The organism is Streptomyces sp. NPDC051963 (assembly GCF_044593495.1).
Lineage (GTDB): Bacteria > Actinomycetota > Actinomycetes > Streptomycetales > Streptomycetaceae > Streptomyces.
Genome location: NZ_JBIUCC010000002.1, coordinates 220846 through 236634 on the forward strand (window position 1 = coordinate 220846; position 15789 = coordinate 236634).

A 15789-nucleotide genomic window follows, 5' to 3' on the forward strand; every position below is an offset into this window, starting at 1 on the left:
GACGAGGTCAGCTGTTGTTGTTGTCGTCCCGGCCGGTGCTCTCGTCGCCGTCGCGCGGCGGCTGGTCCTTCGGGGTGGATTCCGCGGAGCCGCCCGCTCCCGCGAAGCCGCCGAAGCCTCGGCGCACCCGGCCGCCCAGGTCCCCGGCCCCGCCGGCGATGTCGCTGACCAGCTTCATCAGGGGGTCCTTGGAGGTCTTGACGTGTGTGGCGTAGTGCGACGCCGACTCCCGGAACGAGTCCGTGACCGAGGTGTCCTTGTCCTCGGTGCGCCGCGGGTAGTGGCCGTCCATGATCCGCTGGTAGTCCCGGGACTCGGACCACTTCTTCAGCTCGGCCGCCCGGATGGTGGTGAAGGGGTGGGAGCGCGGCAGCACGTTCAGAATTTTCAGCACGGAGTCGCGCAGGTCGCCTCCGGCCTCGTACTCCTCGGCCTGCTTCAGGAACGCGTCCACGTTCATCTCGTGCAGGTGGTTGCCGCCGGCGAGCTTCATCAGGCCGCGCATCGAGGCCTTGAGGTCCTGGCCGGCCAGGAGGCCCGCGCGGTCCGCGGACAGCTCCGACTTGCGGAACCACTCGCGCAGCGCGGTCACGATCGCCATGATCGCGAGGTTGCCCAGCGGGATCCAGGCGACCCTGAGGGCGAGGTTGGTCAGGAAGAGCAGGATGGTCCGGTAGACGGCGTGGCCGGACAGGGCGTGACCCACCTCATGGCCGACGACCGCCCGCATCTCCTCCTCGTCGAGCAGCTCGACGAGCCCGGTGGTGACGACGATGATCGGCTCGTCCAGGCCGATGCACATCGCGTTCGGCTGCGGGTCCTGGTTGACGTACATCGGGGGGACCTTCTCCAGGTCCAGGATGTAACAGGCGTCGCGCAGCATGTCGTTGAGGTGTGCGAACTGCTGGTCCGACACCCGCACCGAGTCGGACAGGAACAGCAGCCTGAGGCTGCGCTCGGGCAGCAGACCGCTGAGCGCCTTGAAGACCGTGTCGAAGCCGCTCAGCTTGCGCAGCGCCACCAGGGCGGAGCGGTCGGCAGGATGCTCGTACGCACGCGAGGAGATCCCGGGGAAGCGCGTGCGCTGCCTGCTCGGAACGCTCTCGTGCCCGTTGTGCTCGTGGCCGTCGGACATGTCTTCCCCCATGTGCGTGTGTGTGGCCCCTTTGCGGACCCTTGTGCGGTCCTTTGCGCCCCCGAAGCAGAGCCCAGCCTAGGCGGATATACCGTGGACGGGCAGTACAGCGAAGGAGTCATGTCATGGAGCACAATCCCTCGGCCGCCTGGCTCGCCGGGGCCGCGAACGCCGCCGAGCAGCAAGGGGCGGGGAATCTGCTCCGCGTCGTCCTGGTCGTGATGGTGCTGGGCTGTGTCCTGACCGCGTGGTTCCTGCTGCGGGGGTACAGACAGAAGGACGACTGAGACGGTCGCGAAGTTCCGTCGATCCAGGGGGCCGCGTCCCCAACGGCGGAGTCGGCGTGATGGGTGCTCGGCCGCCCGCTTACGATGGGCCGACGTCTTTATCCCGCCCTCCCCCACTCTCGACTTCGCTCGAGCGGGGGGACCCCCATCGGATAGGTCCTGCCGAAGATGAGCTTCCACAGCACCGCAGCCCAGTTGGTCACCCTCGCCGCCGAGGGCGAGGAGCACGGCGGCAACCACGAGAGCCTCAGCCCCTATCTGACGGGCGGCGCAGCGTTCTTCATCCTGATGTTCCTGCTGTGGATCACCACCCGTTTCAACCGCGACCGCTGAAGGCACCGACCGGCGTCCTCAGGACGGGCCGGTAGGGTCTGCACGCATGGGAGAGCAGGACATGCCTACCGGCCCGACGAACCCGGGCAAGCGCCGCCTCGGCGTCATGGGCGGGACGTTTGACCCGATCCACCACGGCCACCTCGTGGCGGCCAGTGAGGTCGCCGCGCAGTTCCACCTGGACCAGGTGGTGTTCGTGCCGACCGGCCAGCCGTGGCAGAAGACCCACCGCAAGGTCTCCCCGGCCGAGGACCGCTATCTGATGACGGTCATCGCGACCGCCGAGAACCCGCAGTTCTCGGTGAGCCGTATCGACCTCGACCGCGGCGGGCCGACGTACACCGTCGACACCCTGCGCGACCTGCGTGCGATCAACCCCGACACGGACCTCTTCTTCATCACGGGCGCCGACGCCCTCGCCCAGCTCCTCACCTGGCGGGACATGGAGGAACTGTTCTCCCTCGCGCACTTCATCGGAGTCACCCGGCCCGGCCATCACCTGACGGACGCCGGTCTCCCCGAGGGCGGCGTTTCGCTCGTGGAGGTTCCCGCGCTGGCCATCTCGTCCACCGATTGCCGTGCGAGAGTCGCAAAGGGAGACCCCATCTGGTACATGGTGCCGGACGGAGTCGTGCGCTACATCGACAAGCGCGAGCTGTACCGCGGCGAGTGAGCCGAGAGGGGCACCGGTGAACGACCGATACGACGCGGGGTACCCCGGCGATCAGGGCGACCAGTACGAGATCGTCGGCTACGACGAGTACGGCCGGCCCGTGTACCGGCAGGTCCCGGCCCAGCAGGTCCCGCAGCAGCAGTCGTACGACCCGTACGCACAGCAGCACGGCGGCGGCCCGCAGGGCTACGGCTACGACCCCTACGCGACGGGTCAGCAGCAACCGGTGCCGCCCTACGACACCGGTACCCACGGGCAGATGCCGTCCTACGACACGGGCATGCAGCAGCAGTCGTACGACCCTTACGACAACGGTCAGCAGGCGCCCGCCGCGTCGTCCTTCGACGCCTTCGGCAACCGCGGCCGAGGCGGCGCCGGAACCGCAACGCCGTACGACCCCTACGGCCAGGCCGCGACCAGTGGCCGGCAGCCGCGAGTCGAGCAGCGCACCGCCGAGCAGACCGCGTACATCCCGCAGCAGGCCGGTCCGGCCGAGCACGAGGACGTCTCCGCCCGGCCCGAACGGGACTACCACACCGAGCAGTTCGCCTTCGTCGAGGAGCCCGACGGCGACTCCGAGGACGTCATCGACTGGCTGGCGTTCACCGAGAACCGCACCGAGCGCCGCGAGGAGGCCAAGCGCCGCGCCCGCAGCCGGGTCGTCGCACTCGGCGTCGTCCTCGCCCTGGTCGCGGTCGGCGGGGTCGGCTACCTCTGGTACGCGGGCAAGCTGCCCGGTCTCTCCTCGTCGTCCGACTCCAAGACCGGCTCGGCGACGGCCGTGGGCGCCCAGAAGCGTGACGTGATCGTCGTCCATCTGCACAACACCAAGGGGGGCGGCACCGCCACGGCGCTGCTCGTCGACAACACCACCACCAAGCAGGGCACCACCGTCCTGCTGCCCAACTCCCTCGCCCTGACCGACGACAACGGCACCACGACCACGCTGGCCAAGTCGGTCGAGGACGACGGTTCCTCCGGGACGCGCGACGCCCTGGACACCGTCCTCGGCACCGAGATCCAGGGCACCTGGCGGCTGGACACCCCCTACCTTCAGAACCTGGTGGACCTGGTCGGCAACATCGACGTCGACACCAACGCCGACGTGCCCGACCCCGACGCCACGAAGAAGGGCGCCTCGCCCCTGGTGACCAAGGGCGAGGCCCAGACCCTCAGCGGCAAGATGGCCGTCGCCTACGCCACCTACCGTGCCTCCGGAGAAGCACAGAACGCCCAGCTGGAGCGGTTCGGGCAGGTCATGCAGGGCGTGCTGCGCAAGCTGTCCTCCGACGCGACCGGGGCCACGACCACCGTGCAGACGCTGGCGCAGATCCTCGACCCGTCGCTGACCGACAAGGACCTGGGCACCTTCCTCGCCAAGCTCGCCGACCTCGCCAAGGGCGGCGACTTCAAGACCGCGCTGCTGCCCGTGCAGACCGACGGCACGATGAGCGCGCAGGCGAGCGGCAGCGTGGTCAAGGACGTCCTCGGCGGCACCGCGAAGAGCCCCGACAAGGACGCGGCCGTCCGTGTCTCCGTCCAGAACGCCAGCGGCGTCAAGGACAACACCGAGAAGGTCCGCGTCGTGCTCCTCAACGGCGGCTTCACCTTCCTGGAGGGCGGCTCGGCATCCGGCGCCCAGGCGACGTCCAAGGTCACCTACACCGATGCCGCCGACAAGGAGAACGCCACCGAGGTCGCCAAGACCCTGGGCCTGCCCACCAGCTCCGTCACCAAGGGCAAGGGGTCCTCGAACGCGGACGTCTCCGTGGTGCTCGGCCAGGACTACGAGCCGGCCTCGTCGTGAGCCTCGTAGGGAGTGATCGGGAGCGATCGGGAGTGATCCCTTAATCACGTGGGGTGCCGTCGGCGGCCGTGAGACCCTTGTTGTCTATTGACCGCCGACCGAAAGCCACGTAGTGACCGCCACTGACCGCTCCATCGAGCTCATCACCGCCGCCGCGCAGGCGGCTGCCGACAAGCTCGCACACGACATCATCGCCTACGACGTCAGCGACGTGCTGTCGATCACGGACGCCTTCCTGCTGGCCTCCGCGCCCAACGACCGCCAGGTCAAGTCGATCGTCGACGAGATCGAGGAGCGCCTCCAGAAGGAGCTCGGCGCCAAGCCGGTGCGCCGGGAGGGCGACCGCGAGGCCCGCTGGGTCCTGCTCGACTACGTCGACATCGTCGTCCACGTCCAGCACAGCGAGGAGCGCGTCTTCTACGCCCTGGAGCGGCTGTGGAAGGACTGCCCCGAGCTGGAGCTGCCCGCCGACGCCAAGGCCACCCGCGGAAAGGGCGCCGAGCACGCCAAGCTGCAGGCCGAGGAGGACGCCGCCGAATTCGGAGGGCTGCGGTGAGCGCCCCCGCCGGCGCGAGGCCGGGCCGGGGCCGCCGCGTCATCCTGTGGCGGCACGGCCAGACCGCTTGGAACGTGGAACGCCGTTTCCAGGGCACCACCGACGTCTCCCTCACCGAGACCGGCGTCGGCCAGGCCCGCCGCGCCGCCCGCCTGCTGGCCTCGTTGCAGCCCGACGCGATCGTCGCGTCGGACCTCCAGCGGGCCGCGAACACGGCCGCCGAGCTCTCCGCGCTCACCGGCCTTGAGGTGACCCACGACGAGGGGCTGCGCGAGACCTACGCGGGCGTCTGGCAGGGGCTGACGCACGAGGAGATCATCGCCCGGCACGGCGAGGAGTACGCCGCGTGGAAGCGCGGTGAGCCGGTCCGTCGCGGCGGCGGCGAACTGGAGACGGAGGTCGCCGACCGCGCCGCCCCCGTCGTGCTCCGGCACGCCGAGAAACTGCCCGACGACGGCACGCTCGTGGTGGTCAGCCACGGGGGCACGATCCGCACCACCATCGGCCGTCTCCTCGGCCTGGAGGCCCACCACTGGGAGAGCCTCGGCGGCCTCTCCAACTGCTGCTGGTCCGTCCTCGGAGAGGGCGCCCGCGGCTGGCGGCTGCTCGAGCACAACGCCGGAACACTGCCGGAGCCGGTGCTCGGCGACGACGACTGAGCCCCGCTTCGGGGCTCGTGGCCCGGATTTCACTTTCCGGCAGGTCACAGGCTAAAGTTCTTCTTGTTCGCCCGCCGAGCGGGGAGAACACAAGGGGCTATAGCTCAGTTGGTAGAGCGCCTGCATGGCATGCAGGAGGTCAGGAGTTCAATTCTCCTTAGCTCCACAGGACGAAGATCCCGTCCCCCTCGGGGGGCGGGATCTTTTTGTTCTCGAACCGGCTTGAGTCACTTGGGGTCTCGGAGGCGTATACCTCCTTGGAGACGCCGCCGGCGTGCGGTTTCGCGCTGGCCGGGGCGGCCGCGGCGGGTGCCGTGTCCGGACTGGTACTGAGGCGTCGCTGACCGTATCGGTCCGGTCGTGGCAGAATCAAACGGCCGGAAGGGAGCGCGGCCCGACGGGAGGGAGTCAGTGATGCCTGCGAGCATCATCGAGGCGGTCGGTGACCACCTCGATGCAGCGCTGACACGGGACACGGTGACCCGGCTGAGCTGTCCTTCCTGCGGTTCCGTCCATGTGGCTCAAGTTCTCGGCGACAACGGCGGAATTTCCTACGTGTGCACGGCCTGCGGCCACAGCTGGAGCTGATCGATGGGTGCACACAGGCGAAAGTGCGACTGGTGCGGCAGCGGGACGCCGATCGTCCGCGACATGGAGCCGGTCAATCCCGACTACCAGTACTGGTGCGAGGAATGCGCGCGGGCGCTGATCATAAAGGGCGACCCGATCGAGACGTACCGTGAGCTGGAGGGCGAGCCGATCTACGGTCGGCTCCTCGAGGAGCACTGCACGCTCAAACGCTTCTATTCGTTCGTCACGGCTTGACCCCATAAACCACCGAATCGGGACAGACCGGAAACGATTTGGTGGTGCCTGGGGTCGACCGTGTAATGTTGGCGTCGCCGCCGGGGGAACCGGGCGGCGCATCGCAAGGGGCTATAGCTCAGTTGGTAGAGCGCCTGCATGGCATGCAGGAGGTCAGGAGTTCAATTCTCCTTAGCTCCACAGGAATTGAGGGCGGGCCATCCGATCGGATGGCCCGCCCTCGTCGTGTTCGGTGCTCCGTTGTCCTCAGCGGCCGATGGCCCGGCGGCCGCGGCCCTGGGAGAGGACCGGCAGGTTGTTGCGGGTGGGCGCCGAGGACTTGGTGTCCTCCTCCAGACGCAGCGCCAGCGCCGGGCAGCGGCGCACCGCGCGTATCGCCTTGGCCTCCGCGTAGCGCGGCACCTGCGCCTGCGCGACCGTCGGGAAGCCGTCGGCGCCGAGTTCGAAGACCTCGGGGAGGATGTCCGCGCACAGTCCGTGGCCGCGGCACAGGGTCCAGTCGACGTAGATCTTCTGGCGGCTGGGACCGTTCTCCTCGGACTCGCCGCCGCCGGGGATGCCCGTCGGGGTCTTGCCGCCCTCGAAGAGCGGCAGAACGCCCTCCACGGGCCTTCCGCAGCCGTTTCCGAGGACGTGCGCGGCGAGGTCGTCGGTGAACGCCTTGACGGTCGACTCGAGGAACATCGCGGAGCCGTCGGGGTGTGAGCACGCGCCGCGCCGCTTCACGTTCTTGGCGACCTGCTTGAGGGCTTCGAGGGCGGCCGGACCGCCGCCGTTGAGGATGTCCTCCATGCCGCGCGCCGCGGCCGGCAGACCGAGGTAGCAGGGACCGCACTGTCCCGCGCTCTCCTCGGCCAGCCACTGGGCCACACGCAGCGACTCGCCCAGCGGGCAGGTCTCCTGGGTGATCGGCAGGATCGCGCCCGCGCCGAGCGCACCGCCCACCGCGTCCAGCGAGTTGCGCGAGACGATCGCCTCGTTGACCGTCGCGGCGTCGATCCACTTGCCGTGGTAGCCGCCGGTCAGCACGCCCTGCGGGACCGGCGGGGCGCCGGCGAGCTGGAGGACGTAGCGCAGCGGCACTCCGGTGGGGACCTCGATCACCATCGGGCGGGCGACCGCGCCGGAGACCGTGAGCATGACGGTGCCGGGTTCGTCGTAGAGACCGGTGTTGCCGTAGCGCTCCGGGCCGATGCGGGCGGCGATGGCGAGTTGGGCGAACGTCTCCGCGTTCGACAGCAGGGTGGGCGCGCCGCCGACGCCGTTCTGGGAGGCGCTGACCTTGCGGCCGGGCGGGATCGCCGGGCCGCCGTCGATGGACCGGATCAGCGACGCTGCCGCTCCGGTGACCATCCGTACGGGATTGCGTTGCACACGCGCGCGTAGTGCCGACCTACGGCCGTTGCTCAGGCCGCGTTCGGCGAGGGCGGCTTCCATGGAGCGCTGGGTTGACTCCCGGGTGACCCCCACCACGAGCGTGCGGGCACCAAGAGCCTCGGCGCACAACAGAGCGCCGTCCAGGATGAGATGCGGGGCACGGTTGATGAGCACCGTGTCCTTGCGGCAGGCCGGTTCGTCCTCGCTGCCGTTGACGACGACGACCGGGCGCACGCCGCGCTTGATCGCGGCCTCGGCGACCGAGCGCAGCTTCTTGTGGAAGGGGAAGCCCGCGCCGCCGCGGCCCTTGAGATTGATGTTCTCGGCGAGCTTGGCGAGTTGCTCGCCGCCCATGGGTTCGAGCGGCCCGTGCACCTTCAGGTGCATGGGCAGATCAAGTCTTTCGACAAGGTCGAAGCCAGACGTGAGCTGCGGAAGGCCGACCACGCGGACTTCTGGTACGTCGGGCAGGGCCTCGTTCACCTATAGCCTCCGGAAGGCATGTTCCAAGGTTCGCCCGGACCCGGTGAGTCGAAGTCGTACGAATCACCGGGCGTTGGTTCATTGGCGGGACCGCTGTTGTACGTGTCATTGGGGTTGTACGTGCCGTAGAGCGGGTTCGACTCACCGGTGTCGTACACGTCACTCTGGCCGTACCCGCCGGTGCCCTGATTGCCATAGGTCGGGATGTTGTATCCCGTGTCGGTGAGCGGGTCGTAGGCCGACGGGGGCGCTTCGCCCACGGGCGGCGGCGACGGGATCGGCCAGCTGCCCGAGGTGCTGCCGCCGCCGTCCACGCGCGGGATGGCCTCCGTGGGCTGTATGTCCAGCGGCAGTTCCATGCGGGCGGTCTGGTCGACCGCGTACGGCTGTTGGGTGGGCGGGGGCGTGACGGCGCGGTAGGCGGCCGCGAAGCCGTTCACCGGCTCGGGGGCGGGCTGCTCGTACAGCGGTGCCGAAGGGGGTGCCATACGCGGCTGCGGGCCCGTTGCGTCGGCCCGTTCGTAGCCGGGCAGGGTGGAGCCCCCCGCGGCGCGGGCACGGCTCTCCTCCAGCTCCTCGCGGCCCGGCCTCTCCTCGGTGCCGAGGATCTCGGCGATCTTGTCGGCGACCTGGCGCTTGACCGGTCGGGGCGCGGCACGCAGCGCGAGGGCGGCCATGACGCCGAGGACGGACAGGCCGTAGAGGATCACGAAGGTCGGCTTGGCCGCGCGGCCCGCGTACAGGCCGTGGACCAGCGCGGCGCACCAGGCCGGGTAGGCCAGCATGTGCATGGCCCGCCAGCGGGCCGCGACCGGTGCGGGGGAGGCGAAGGCGCTGCGCAGTGCGCCGGTGATGCCCACGAAGATCATGAGCAGCGCGGCCACCGAGCCGAGGCCGATCAGCCCGTTGCTCCCGGTGACACCGAGCGAGAACGGGATCAGCGCGGCGATCACCGTGGTGTGGTCCAGCGCGATCTTCGTGGTGATGTGCAACAGCAGGAACGCGATCGAGGCGACAGCGGTCGTCCGGTGCACCGCCTGCCCGATGATCCGCTGGCGCGCGGTGAGGAAGATCCGGTCCTGGGCGACCAGGCCCCAGATCACCGAGCAGCTGAGCGAGACGAGCGACAGGACGCCGGCGCCGAAGTTCAGGAAGTCACGGACCTTGTCACCTCCGACCAGCACGATCACGGGTATGAGGAGCAGAACGACAGCCGATGCCTTCCCGTAGGCCGAGCGGCCTGGGGTGGGCATCGAGCTGGTACTACGACGAGGGTTCATGGGGGCAACTCCGAGCAGTTCGGGAAAGCGGTCCCGCTGCCGCACTCTAAGTCCAGCCAAACCGAGCGGTACGCCGTTTGAGTTATTGCGTTGTTATCTACGGGCCATGCGGGGCTTGTGTTGTCCCTTAGCGACTGTTACGCCAGGTAACAATTGAACGTTGTTCATCTTTTCGCAATCTCCACAAGCGGCTGTGGGGCGTCAGTGTGCCCCATGGAAGCCCGTCGCGGCCTCCTCGGCCGCTGCGGTACCCTGACGCCATGCGTGCCGTACGCCTTCTGCTTAGCGAGCCGCGCTGATCAGTCCCGACCACGGTCAGACCGAGTGGTTTCGGAATCGGCGCGGCGTCCCCTCCTGTGCGAGGGGATTTTTCGTTTCTTGAATGTCGCCGCCGGCAGAGACGATCGATGGAGCTTTGAGGATCATGAGCCAGACGAACCCCGCTGCCGCCGAGGTGGCCGCGCCGCACCGCTACACCGCGACCCTGGCCGCGGAGATCGAGGCACGCTGGCAGGACTTCTGGGACGCCGAGGGCACCTACGCGGCGCCGAACCCCAAGGGTGACCTGGCGGGCGACCCCGAACTGGTCGCCAAGCCCAAGAAATTCATCATGGACATGTTCCCGTACCCCTCCGGTGCGGGCCTGCACGTCGGTCACCCCCTGGGCTACATCGCCACCGATGTATTCGCCCGGTTCCAGCGCATGACCGGCCACAACGTCCTGCACACCCTGGGCTTCGACGCCTTCGGCCTGCCCGCCGAGCAGTACGCCGTGCAGACCGGCACGCACCCGCGCGTGTCCACCGAGGCCAACATCGAGAACATGAAGATCCAGCTGCGCCGGCTGGGCCTGGGCCACGACAAGCGCCGGTCGTTCGCCACGATCGACCCGGACTACTACAAGTGGACCCAGTGGATCTTCGTCCAGATCTTCAACTCCTGGTACGACGACGAGGCCGAGAAGGCCCGCCCCATCGCCGAACTGGTCGCTCAGTTCGAGACCGGTGAGCGTGCCGTACCGGGGCACACGCGCGCGTGGCGCGAGCTGAACGACGGCGAGCGCGCCGACGTCCTGGGCGACTTCCGCCTGGCGTACGCCTCCGACGCGCCCGTCAACTGGTGCCCCGGCCTGGGCACCGTGCTGGCCAACGAGGAGGTCACCGCCGACGGCCGCTCCGAGCGCGGCAACTTCCCCGTCTTCAAGGCCAAGCTGCGCCAGTGGAACATGCGCATCACCGCCTACGCCGACCGGCTGCTGGACGACCTGGACGCGCTGGACTGGCCCGAGGCCATCAAGCTGCAGCAGCGCAACTGGATCGGCCGCTCCGAGGGCGCCCGTGTCGACTTCCCCGTGGACGGCGAGTGCATCACCGTCTTCACCACCCGCCCGGACACCCTGTTCGGCGCGACTTACATGGTGCTGGCCCCCGAGCACCCGCTGGTCGAGAAGTTCACGCCGCAGGAGTGGCCCGAGGGCACGCACCAGGTGTGGACCGGCGGCCACGCGACCCCGGCCGAGGCCGTCGCCGCCTACCGCGCGCAGGCCGCCTCGAAGTCCGACGTCGAGCGGCAGGCCGAGGCCAAGGACAAGACCGGCGTCTTCATCGGCTCCTACGCGACCAACCCGGTCAACGGCGAGCAGGTCCCCGTCTTCATCGCCGACTACGTCCTGATGGGGTACGGCACCGGCGCGATCATGGCCGTTCCGGCGGGCGACCAGCGCGACTTCGAGTTCGCGCGCGCCTTCGAGCTGCCGATCCACTGCATCGTCGAGCCGACCGACGGCCGCGGCACCGACACCTCCACGTGGGAGAACGCCTTCGGGTCGTACGACGCGAAGATCATCAACTCCACCGGAGAGGGCGTCTCCCTGGACGGCCTGGGCGTCGTCGAGGCCAAGGCGCGCATCACCGAGTGGATGGAGCGCAAGGGCATCGGCGAGGGCACGGTCAACTTCCGGCTGCGTGACTGGCTGTTCAGCCGCCAGCGCTACTGGGGCGAGCCCTTCCCGATCGTCTACGACGAGGACGGCATCGCCCACTCCCTGCCCGAGTCGATGCTGCCGCTGGAGCTGCCGGAGGTCGAGGACTACTCGCCGCGCACCTTCGACCCGGACGACGCCGACACCCAGCCCGAGACCCCGCTGTCGCGCAACGAGGACTGGGTCAACGTCACCCTGGACCTGGGCGACGGACCCAAGAAGTACCGGCGTGAGACCAACACCATGCCCAACTGGGCCGGTTCCTGCTGGTACGAGCTGCGCTACCTGGACCCGCACAACGACCAGAAGCTGGTCGACCCGGAGATCGAGCAGTACTGGATGGGCCCGCGCGAGGGCCAGCCGCACGGTGGCGTCGACCTGTATGTCGGCGGCGCCGAACACGCCGTACTGCACCTGCTGTACGCGCGCTTCTGGTCCAAGGTGCTGCACGACCTGGGGCACGTGTCCTCGGCCGAGCCGTTCCACAAGCTGTTCAACCAGGGCATGATCCAGGCCTACGTGTACCGCGACAGCCGTGGCATCGCGGTACCGGCCGCCGAGGTGGAGGAGCGCGACGGCGCGTACTACTACCAGGGCGAGAAGGTCTCCCGGCTGCTGGGCAAGATGGGCAAGTCCCTGAAGAACGCGGTCACTCCGGACGAGATCTGCGCCGAGTACGGCGCCGACACGCTGCGCCTGTACGAGATGGCGATGGGCCCGCTGGACGTCTCCCGGCCGTGGGACACGCGCGCGGTGGTGGGCCAGTTCCGGCTGCTGCAGCGGCTGTGGCGCAACATCGTCGACGAGACGACCGGTGAGGTGACCTTCGTCGACACGGAGCCCGACGAGGAGACGCTGCGCGCCCTGCACAAGGCCATCGACGGCGTACGGCAGGACCTGGAGGGCATGCGGTTCAACACCGCCATCGCCAAGGTCACCGAGCTGAACAACCACCTGACCAAGGCGGGGGGTGCGGTGCCGCGCTCCGTCGCCGAGCCCCTGGTGCTGCTGGTCGCGCCGCTGGCCCCGCACATCGCCGAGGAACTGTGGCGCAAGCTGGGTCACACCGACTCCGTCGTCCACCAGGACTTCCCGGTCGCCGACCCGGCGTACGTCGTGGACGAGACCGTGACCTGCGTGGTCCAGATCAAGGGCAAGGTCAAGGCCCGCCTGGAGGTCTCGCCGGCCATCTCCGAGGAGGAGCTGGAGAAGGTCGCGCTGGCCGACGACAAGGTCGTCGCGGCGCTGGACGGCGCGGGGATCCGCAAGGTGATCGTGCGGGCGCCGAAGCTGGTGAACATCGTTCCGGCGTAGGTGTCGCGGCGGGTTTGTACCTGCGTCTCGGGGTGGTCCCCTACGGGCAGGTTCGGGGTTTTTCTGGAACTCCGGGCCTGCCTGTTGCGTTTACCGTTGAAGAGTGACGCGGCTGCCGTGCCGTGCCCGTCCGGAGGAGGAGCGTCGTGGAAGCAGTCGTCGCAGTGTTCGCTCTGCTCTTCGTGCTCTTCCTGGTACTCGGCGCCTACGCCACGGTGAAGGCGGTCGGCGCGGCCAAGAGAGGCGTGGACCGCACCCTCACCCAGGCGCGCCGCACGGTCGAGGACCACACTCTGCGGGCCAAGTCCTTCGCCCAACTCGGCCCGGCGGGCGAGATCGCCCAGCTCCGGCTGAAGCTGCGCACCTCGATGCGCGCCACCCAGGACGCCCTGCACGCAAGAGTCGCCGAGGACGAGTCCCTCAAGGAGTCCCTCGGCCTCTTCGAGCGCCTCAGCGTGCACGGCCATGAACTGGACGACGACCTCAAGCGCCTGGAGTCCGAGCCCGACCGGGCGACCCTCGCCGAGCGTCTGCCCGCGCTGCGCGAGCGCACCAAGCGCATCACCGACTCGGCGGACTCGCTGCGCTGGGCGGTCCGCGACCGGGCCCACCGCTTCGCGGACGACGACCTGGACTCGCTCAGCACCCAGATCGACCTGGAGACCGGCGCCCTGCGACACTGGACCACCACGGAATCCGCACCGCCCCCGTGGCCCGAAGCGCCCGCCGCCGAGAGCCCCGCGGCCCAGCAGACGTGGCCCGAGACACCCCGGTCGGACACGGCCGAGGAGCCGACTCGGCCCGCGATCACCCCGCCGGGCCCGCGTCCCACCTATCCGTGGCAGAAGAAGCCCCGTCCCGAGAGCACCACTTGATCCTGTTCCGGCCGGTTAGGGTCAGCGGGGCCGGGCTGCCGCGCAGGCGCTACGCCAGGTAACCTCCAGCTCATGTCCCGCCATGTCGCGATCGTCACCGATTCAACGGCCTACCTGCCGCCGCTGACGATGGAGCGCCACGGCATCACAGCGGTGCCCCTGACCGTCGTCCTCGGCGACCGGGCACTGGAAGAGGGCACCGAGATCTCCACTCGTTCCCTTGCCCAGGCGCTCCAGAAGCGCCGCCCCGTCACCACCTCGCGCCCCAGCCCTCAGCTCTTCGCCGAGACCTACCGCAAGGTCGCCGAGGCCGGCGCCACCGCCATCGTCTCGCTGCATCTGTCCGCCGAGCTCTCCGGCACCTACGACGCGGCGCTCGTCGCGGCGCGTGAGGCGCCGGTGCCCGTTCGGGTCGTGGACACCGGGATGGTGGCGATGGCACTCGGGTTCTGCGCGCTCGCGGCGGCCGAGGCGGCGGAGTCCGGCGGCACGGTGGACGAGGCGGTCACGGCCGCGGAGAAGCGGGCCGCGGGCACATCCGCCTACTTCTACGTCGACACCCTCGACTATCTGCGCCGCGGCGGCCGGATCGGTGCCGCGCAGGCCCTGCTCGGCTCCGCCCTGGCGGTGAAGCCGCTGCTCAAGCTGGAGGGCGGCCGCATCGAACTCCTGGAGAAGGTACGGACGGCGTCGAAGGCCATCGCCCGTCTCGAGGAGATCGTGGCCGACCGGGCGGGCGGCGCCCAGGTCGACATCGCCGTCCACCATCTCGCCGCCCATGAGCGGGCTTCGGCACTGGCGGACCGGGTGCGGGCACGGGTGCCCGGGGTGGCCGACCTGCATGTGAGCGAGGTGGGGGCGGTGATCGGGGCGCATACCGGGCCCGGGTTGCTGGGGGTCGTGGTTTCGCCGCGGTGACGGCGGCTGCCTCACACGTGTGGGTGATGGAGTTATCCACAACTGGGCGGTAATCCCCGGGATTTGACCAAGATCATCGCGCGAGGGCCGGGGTGTCCGATCCTCGTCGCATGTCACTTCGATCACGTTCACGCGCAGCGACCGTCAGCAGCGGCCCGGGCCGCGGCCCCGCCTCCGACAGCCGCACCCGCCGTCGCCGCACCCACCCACGGAGCCGGGCCCGGCACCGATACGCATCGGCGGAGGAACTCCGCCGTCGTGCGGAGGTTCTCTTCGCCGAACGGGCTGTTCAGGGTGGGGAGTTGGGGGTGGTGCCGGCCGCGGGTGGGGGTGTCGGTGACCATGCTTCGCCGGGCGGTGAGGGTGTCGGTGACCATGCGCAGGCTGCCGGTGGAGGAGTTGGCGACCATGCCCCGCCCGCCGGTGGAGGAGTCGACGATCATGCTCCGTCCGTCGCCGCGGACGTCGATGCCGGTGCCCGGGCCGGGCAGGGCGCGAGGGCATGGCGGGATCGGGTCGGGCCGGTGGTGCGGGAGCGAATGCCGGTGTGGCTACAGGCGAGGTGCGGGCTGGAGCGACGCAGCGTGGTCGCGCTCGGCGCGCTGTTGGTCGTCGCCGCGGCCTTCGCCGTGCAGCACTTCTGGACCGGCCGGACCCAGTCCGTGCACCCCCCTGAGATCGTGCGGGCGGCGGCTCCGTTCGAGGAAGGGGAAGCCGAGCCGAGCAAGGTTCCGGGCGGCCCCACCGCCGGAGGTACCGCAGGGGCGGAGATCGTGGTGGACGTCAGCGGCAAGGTCCGTGAACCCGGGATCCAGCGCCTTCCCGCGGGTTCGCGGGTTGTCGACGCGCTCCGTGCGGCCGGCGGGGTGCGCCCCGGTACGAACACCGACGGCCTCAACCGCGCCCGCTTCCTTCTGGACGGCGAGCAGGTGATCGTCGGCGGTCCCGGGGCGGGCACGGGCGCGGGTGCGGTCTCGGGCGGTACGGCGGTCGGCGGCTCGGTCGGCTCGGTGACGGGGGCCGCTCCTGCGGCTCCGGTCGCGCTCAGCACGGCCACCGTGGAGCAGCTCGACACCCTGCCGGGTGTGGGACCGGTGCTGGCGCAGCACATCATCGACTACCGCACCCAGCACGGCGGCTTCCGCTCGGTGGACGAGCTGCGCGAGGTGAACGGCATCGGCGACCGCCGCTTCGCCGATCTACGGGATCTCGTACGGCCATGAGTGCGGTCGATGGGCGGCGCGGCAGGCCCGAGCAGACTGCGTGTGCGCTCGCCGCGGGTTCGG

General features: G+C 69.7%; 15 protein-coding genes and 2 tRNA genes. 14 read left to right on the forward strand and 3 right to left on the reverse strand.

Annotated elements, in window-relative coordinates; translation table 11 throughout:
* Positions 1-7 precede the first annotated feature (7 nt).
* Positions 8-1147: a M48 family metallopeptidase gene (locus ACIHFB_RS07485; RefSeq protein WP_400125813.1), complete on the reverse strand. Its 1140-nt coding sequence runs from the start codon at positions 1145-1147 to the stop codon at positions 8-10.
* 113 nt (positions 1148-1260) lie between these two features.
* On the opposite strand from ACIHFB_RS07485, the gene ACIHFB_RS07490 reads away from it, so the two are divergent.
* From ACIHFB_RS07490 to ACIHFB_RS07535, 10 genes are all read left to right on the forward strand, one after another.
* Positions 1261-1422: a hypothetical protein gene (locus tag ACIHFB_RS07490; RefSeq protein WP_365279147.1), complete on the forward strand. Its 162-nt coding sequence runs from the start codon at positions 1261-1263 to the stop codon at positions 1420-1422.
* A 168-nt stretch (positions 1423-1590) separates the two neighbouring features.
* Entirely contained in the window at positions 1591-1755 is a 165-nt protein-coding gene (locus ACIHFB_RS07495) for a hypothetical protein (RefSeq protein WP_210590039.1), read from the forward strand.
* Positions 1756-1801: 46 nt separating this feature from the next.
* Complete coding sequence (gene nadD, locus ACIHFB_RS07500; protein WP_365279144.1) at positions 1802-2428, forward strand: nicotinate-nucleotide adenylyltransferase; 627 nt, start codon at positions 1802-1804, stop codon at positions 2426-2428.
* 16 nt (positions 2429-2444) lie between these two features.
* Complete coding sequence (locus tag ACIHFB_RS07505) at positions 2445-4235, forward strand: LCP family protein (protein WP_365279141.1); 1791 nt, start codon at positions 2445-2447, stop codon at positions 4233-4235.
* A gap of 112 nt (positions 4236-4347) precedes the next feature.
* A complete protein-coding gene (gene rsfS, locus ACIHFB_RS07510) occupies positions 4348-4791 on the forward strand; it encodes a ribosome silencing factor (protein WP_365279138.1) in 444 nt (147 codons plus the stop codon).
* Positions 4788-5450, forward strand: coding sequence for a histidine phosphatase family protein (locus ACIHFB_RS07515; RefSeq protein WP_365279135.1), 663 nt, complete (start codon positions 4788-4790; stop codon positions 5448-5450). The genes rsfS and ACIHFB_RS07515 overlap by 4 nt, the downstream gene beginning before the upstream one ends.
* 93 nt (positions 5451-5543) lie before the next feature.
* Positions 5544-5616 (forward strand) — tRNA-Ala (locus ACIHFB_RS07520).
* A gap of 248 nt (positions 5617-5864) precedes the next feature.
* Positions 5865-6038, forward strand: a complete 174-nt coding sequence (locus tag ACIHFB_RS07525) for a hypothetical protein (RefSeq protein ID WP_365279132.1) — start codon at positions 5865-5867, stop codon at positions 6036-6038.
* Between the two features lie 3 nt (positions 6039-6041).
* Positions 6042-6275, forward strand: coding sequence for a hypothetical protein (locus ACIHFB_RS07530; protein ID WP_003976229.1), 234 nt, complete (start codon positions 6042-6044; stop codon positions 6273-6275).
* Positions 6276-6382: 107 nt separating this feature from the next.
* A tRNA-Ala gene (locus tag ACIHFB_RS07535) sits at positions 6383-6455 on the forward strand.
* A gap of 66 nt (positions 6456-6521) precedes the next feature.
* Here the strand turns inward: ACIHFB_RS07535 and ACIHFB_RS07540 are convergent.
* Positions 6522-8135: an NADH-ubiquinone oxidoreductase-F iron-sulfur binding region domain-containing protein gene (locus ACIHFB_RS07540; protein WP_365279129.1), complete on the reverse strand. Its 1614-nt coding sequence runs from the start codon at positions 8133-8135 to the stop codon at positions 6522-6524.
* Complete coding sequence (locus tag ACIHFB_RS07545) at positions 8132-9415, reverse strand: cytochrome b/b6 domain-containing protein (protein WP_365279126.1); 1284 nt, start codon at positions 9413-9415, stop codon at positions 8132-8134. The genes ACIHFB_RS07540 and ACIHFB_RS07545 overlap by 4 nt, the downstream gene beginning before the upstream one ends.
* 424 nt (positions 9416-9839) lie before the next feature.
* Between ACIHFB_RS07545 and leuS the strand changes: the two genes are divergently transcribed.
* The 4 genes from leuS to ACIHFB_RS07565 all read left to right on the forward strand — a co-directional run bounded on the left by leuS (position 9840) and on the right by ACIHFB_RS07565 (position 15726).
* Positions 9840-12710 (forward strand): leucine--tRNA ligase, encoded by a 2871-nt coding sequence (gene leuS, locus ACIHFB_RS07550; protein ID WP_400125818.1) that lies wholly within the window; start codon positions 9840-9842, stop codon positions 12708-12710.
* Positions 12711-12856: 146 nt separating this feature from the next.
* Entirely contained in the window at positions 12857-13585 is a 729-nt protein-coding gene (locus ACIHFB_RS07555) for a hypothetical protein (RefSeq protein WP_400125820.1), read from the forward strand.
* 72 nt (positions 13586-13657) lie between these two features.
* A complete protein-coding gene (locus ACIHFB_RS07560) occupies positions 13658-14503 on the forward strand; it encodes a DegV family protein (RefSeq protein WP_365279117.1) in 846 nt (281 codons plus the stop codon).
* Between the two features lie 110 nt (positions 14504-14613).
* Positions 14614-15726: a helix-hairpin-helix domain-containing protein gene (locus ACIHFB_RS07565; protein ID WP_400125822.1), complete on the forward strand. Its 1113-nt coding sequence runs from the start codon at positions 14614-14616 to the stop codon at positions 15724-15726.
* Positions 15727-15789: the final 63 nt, after the last annotated feature.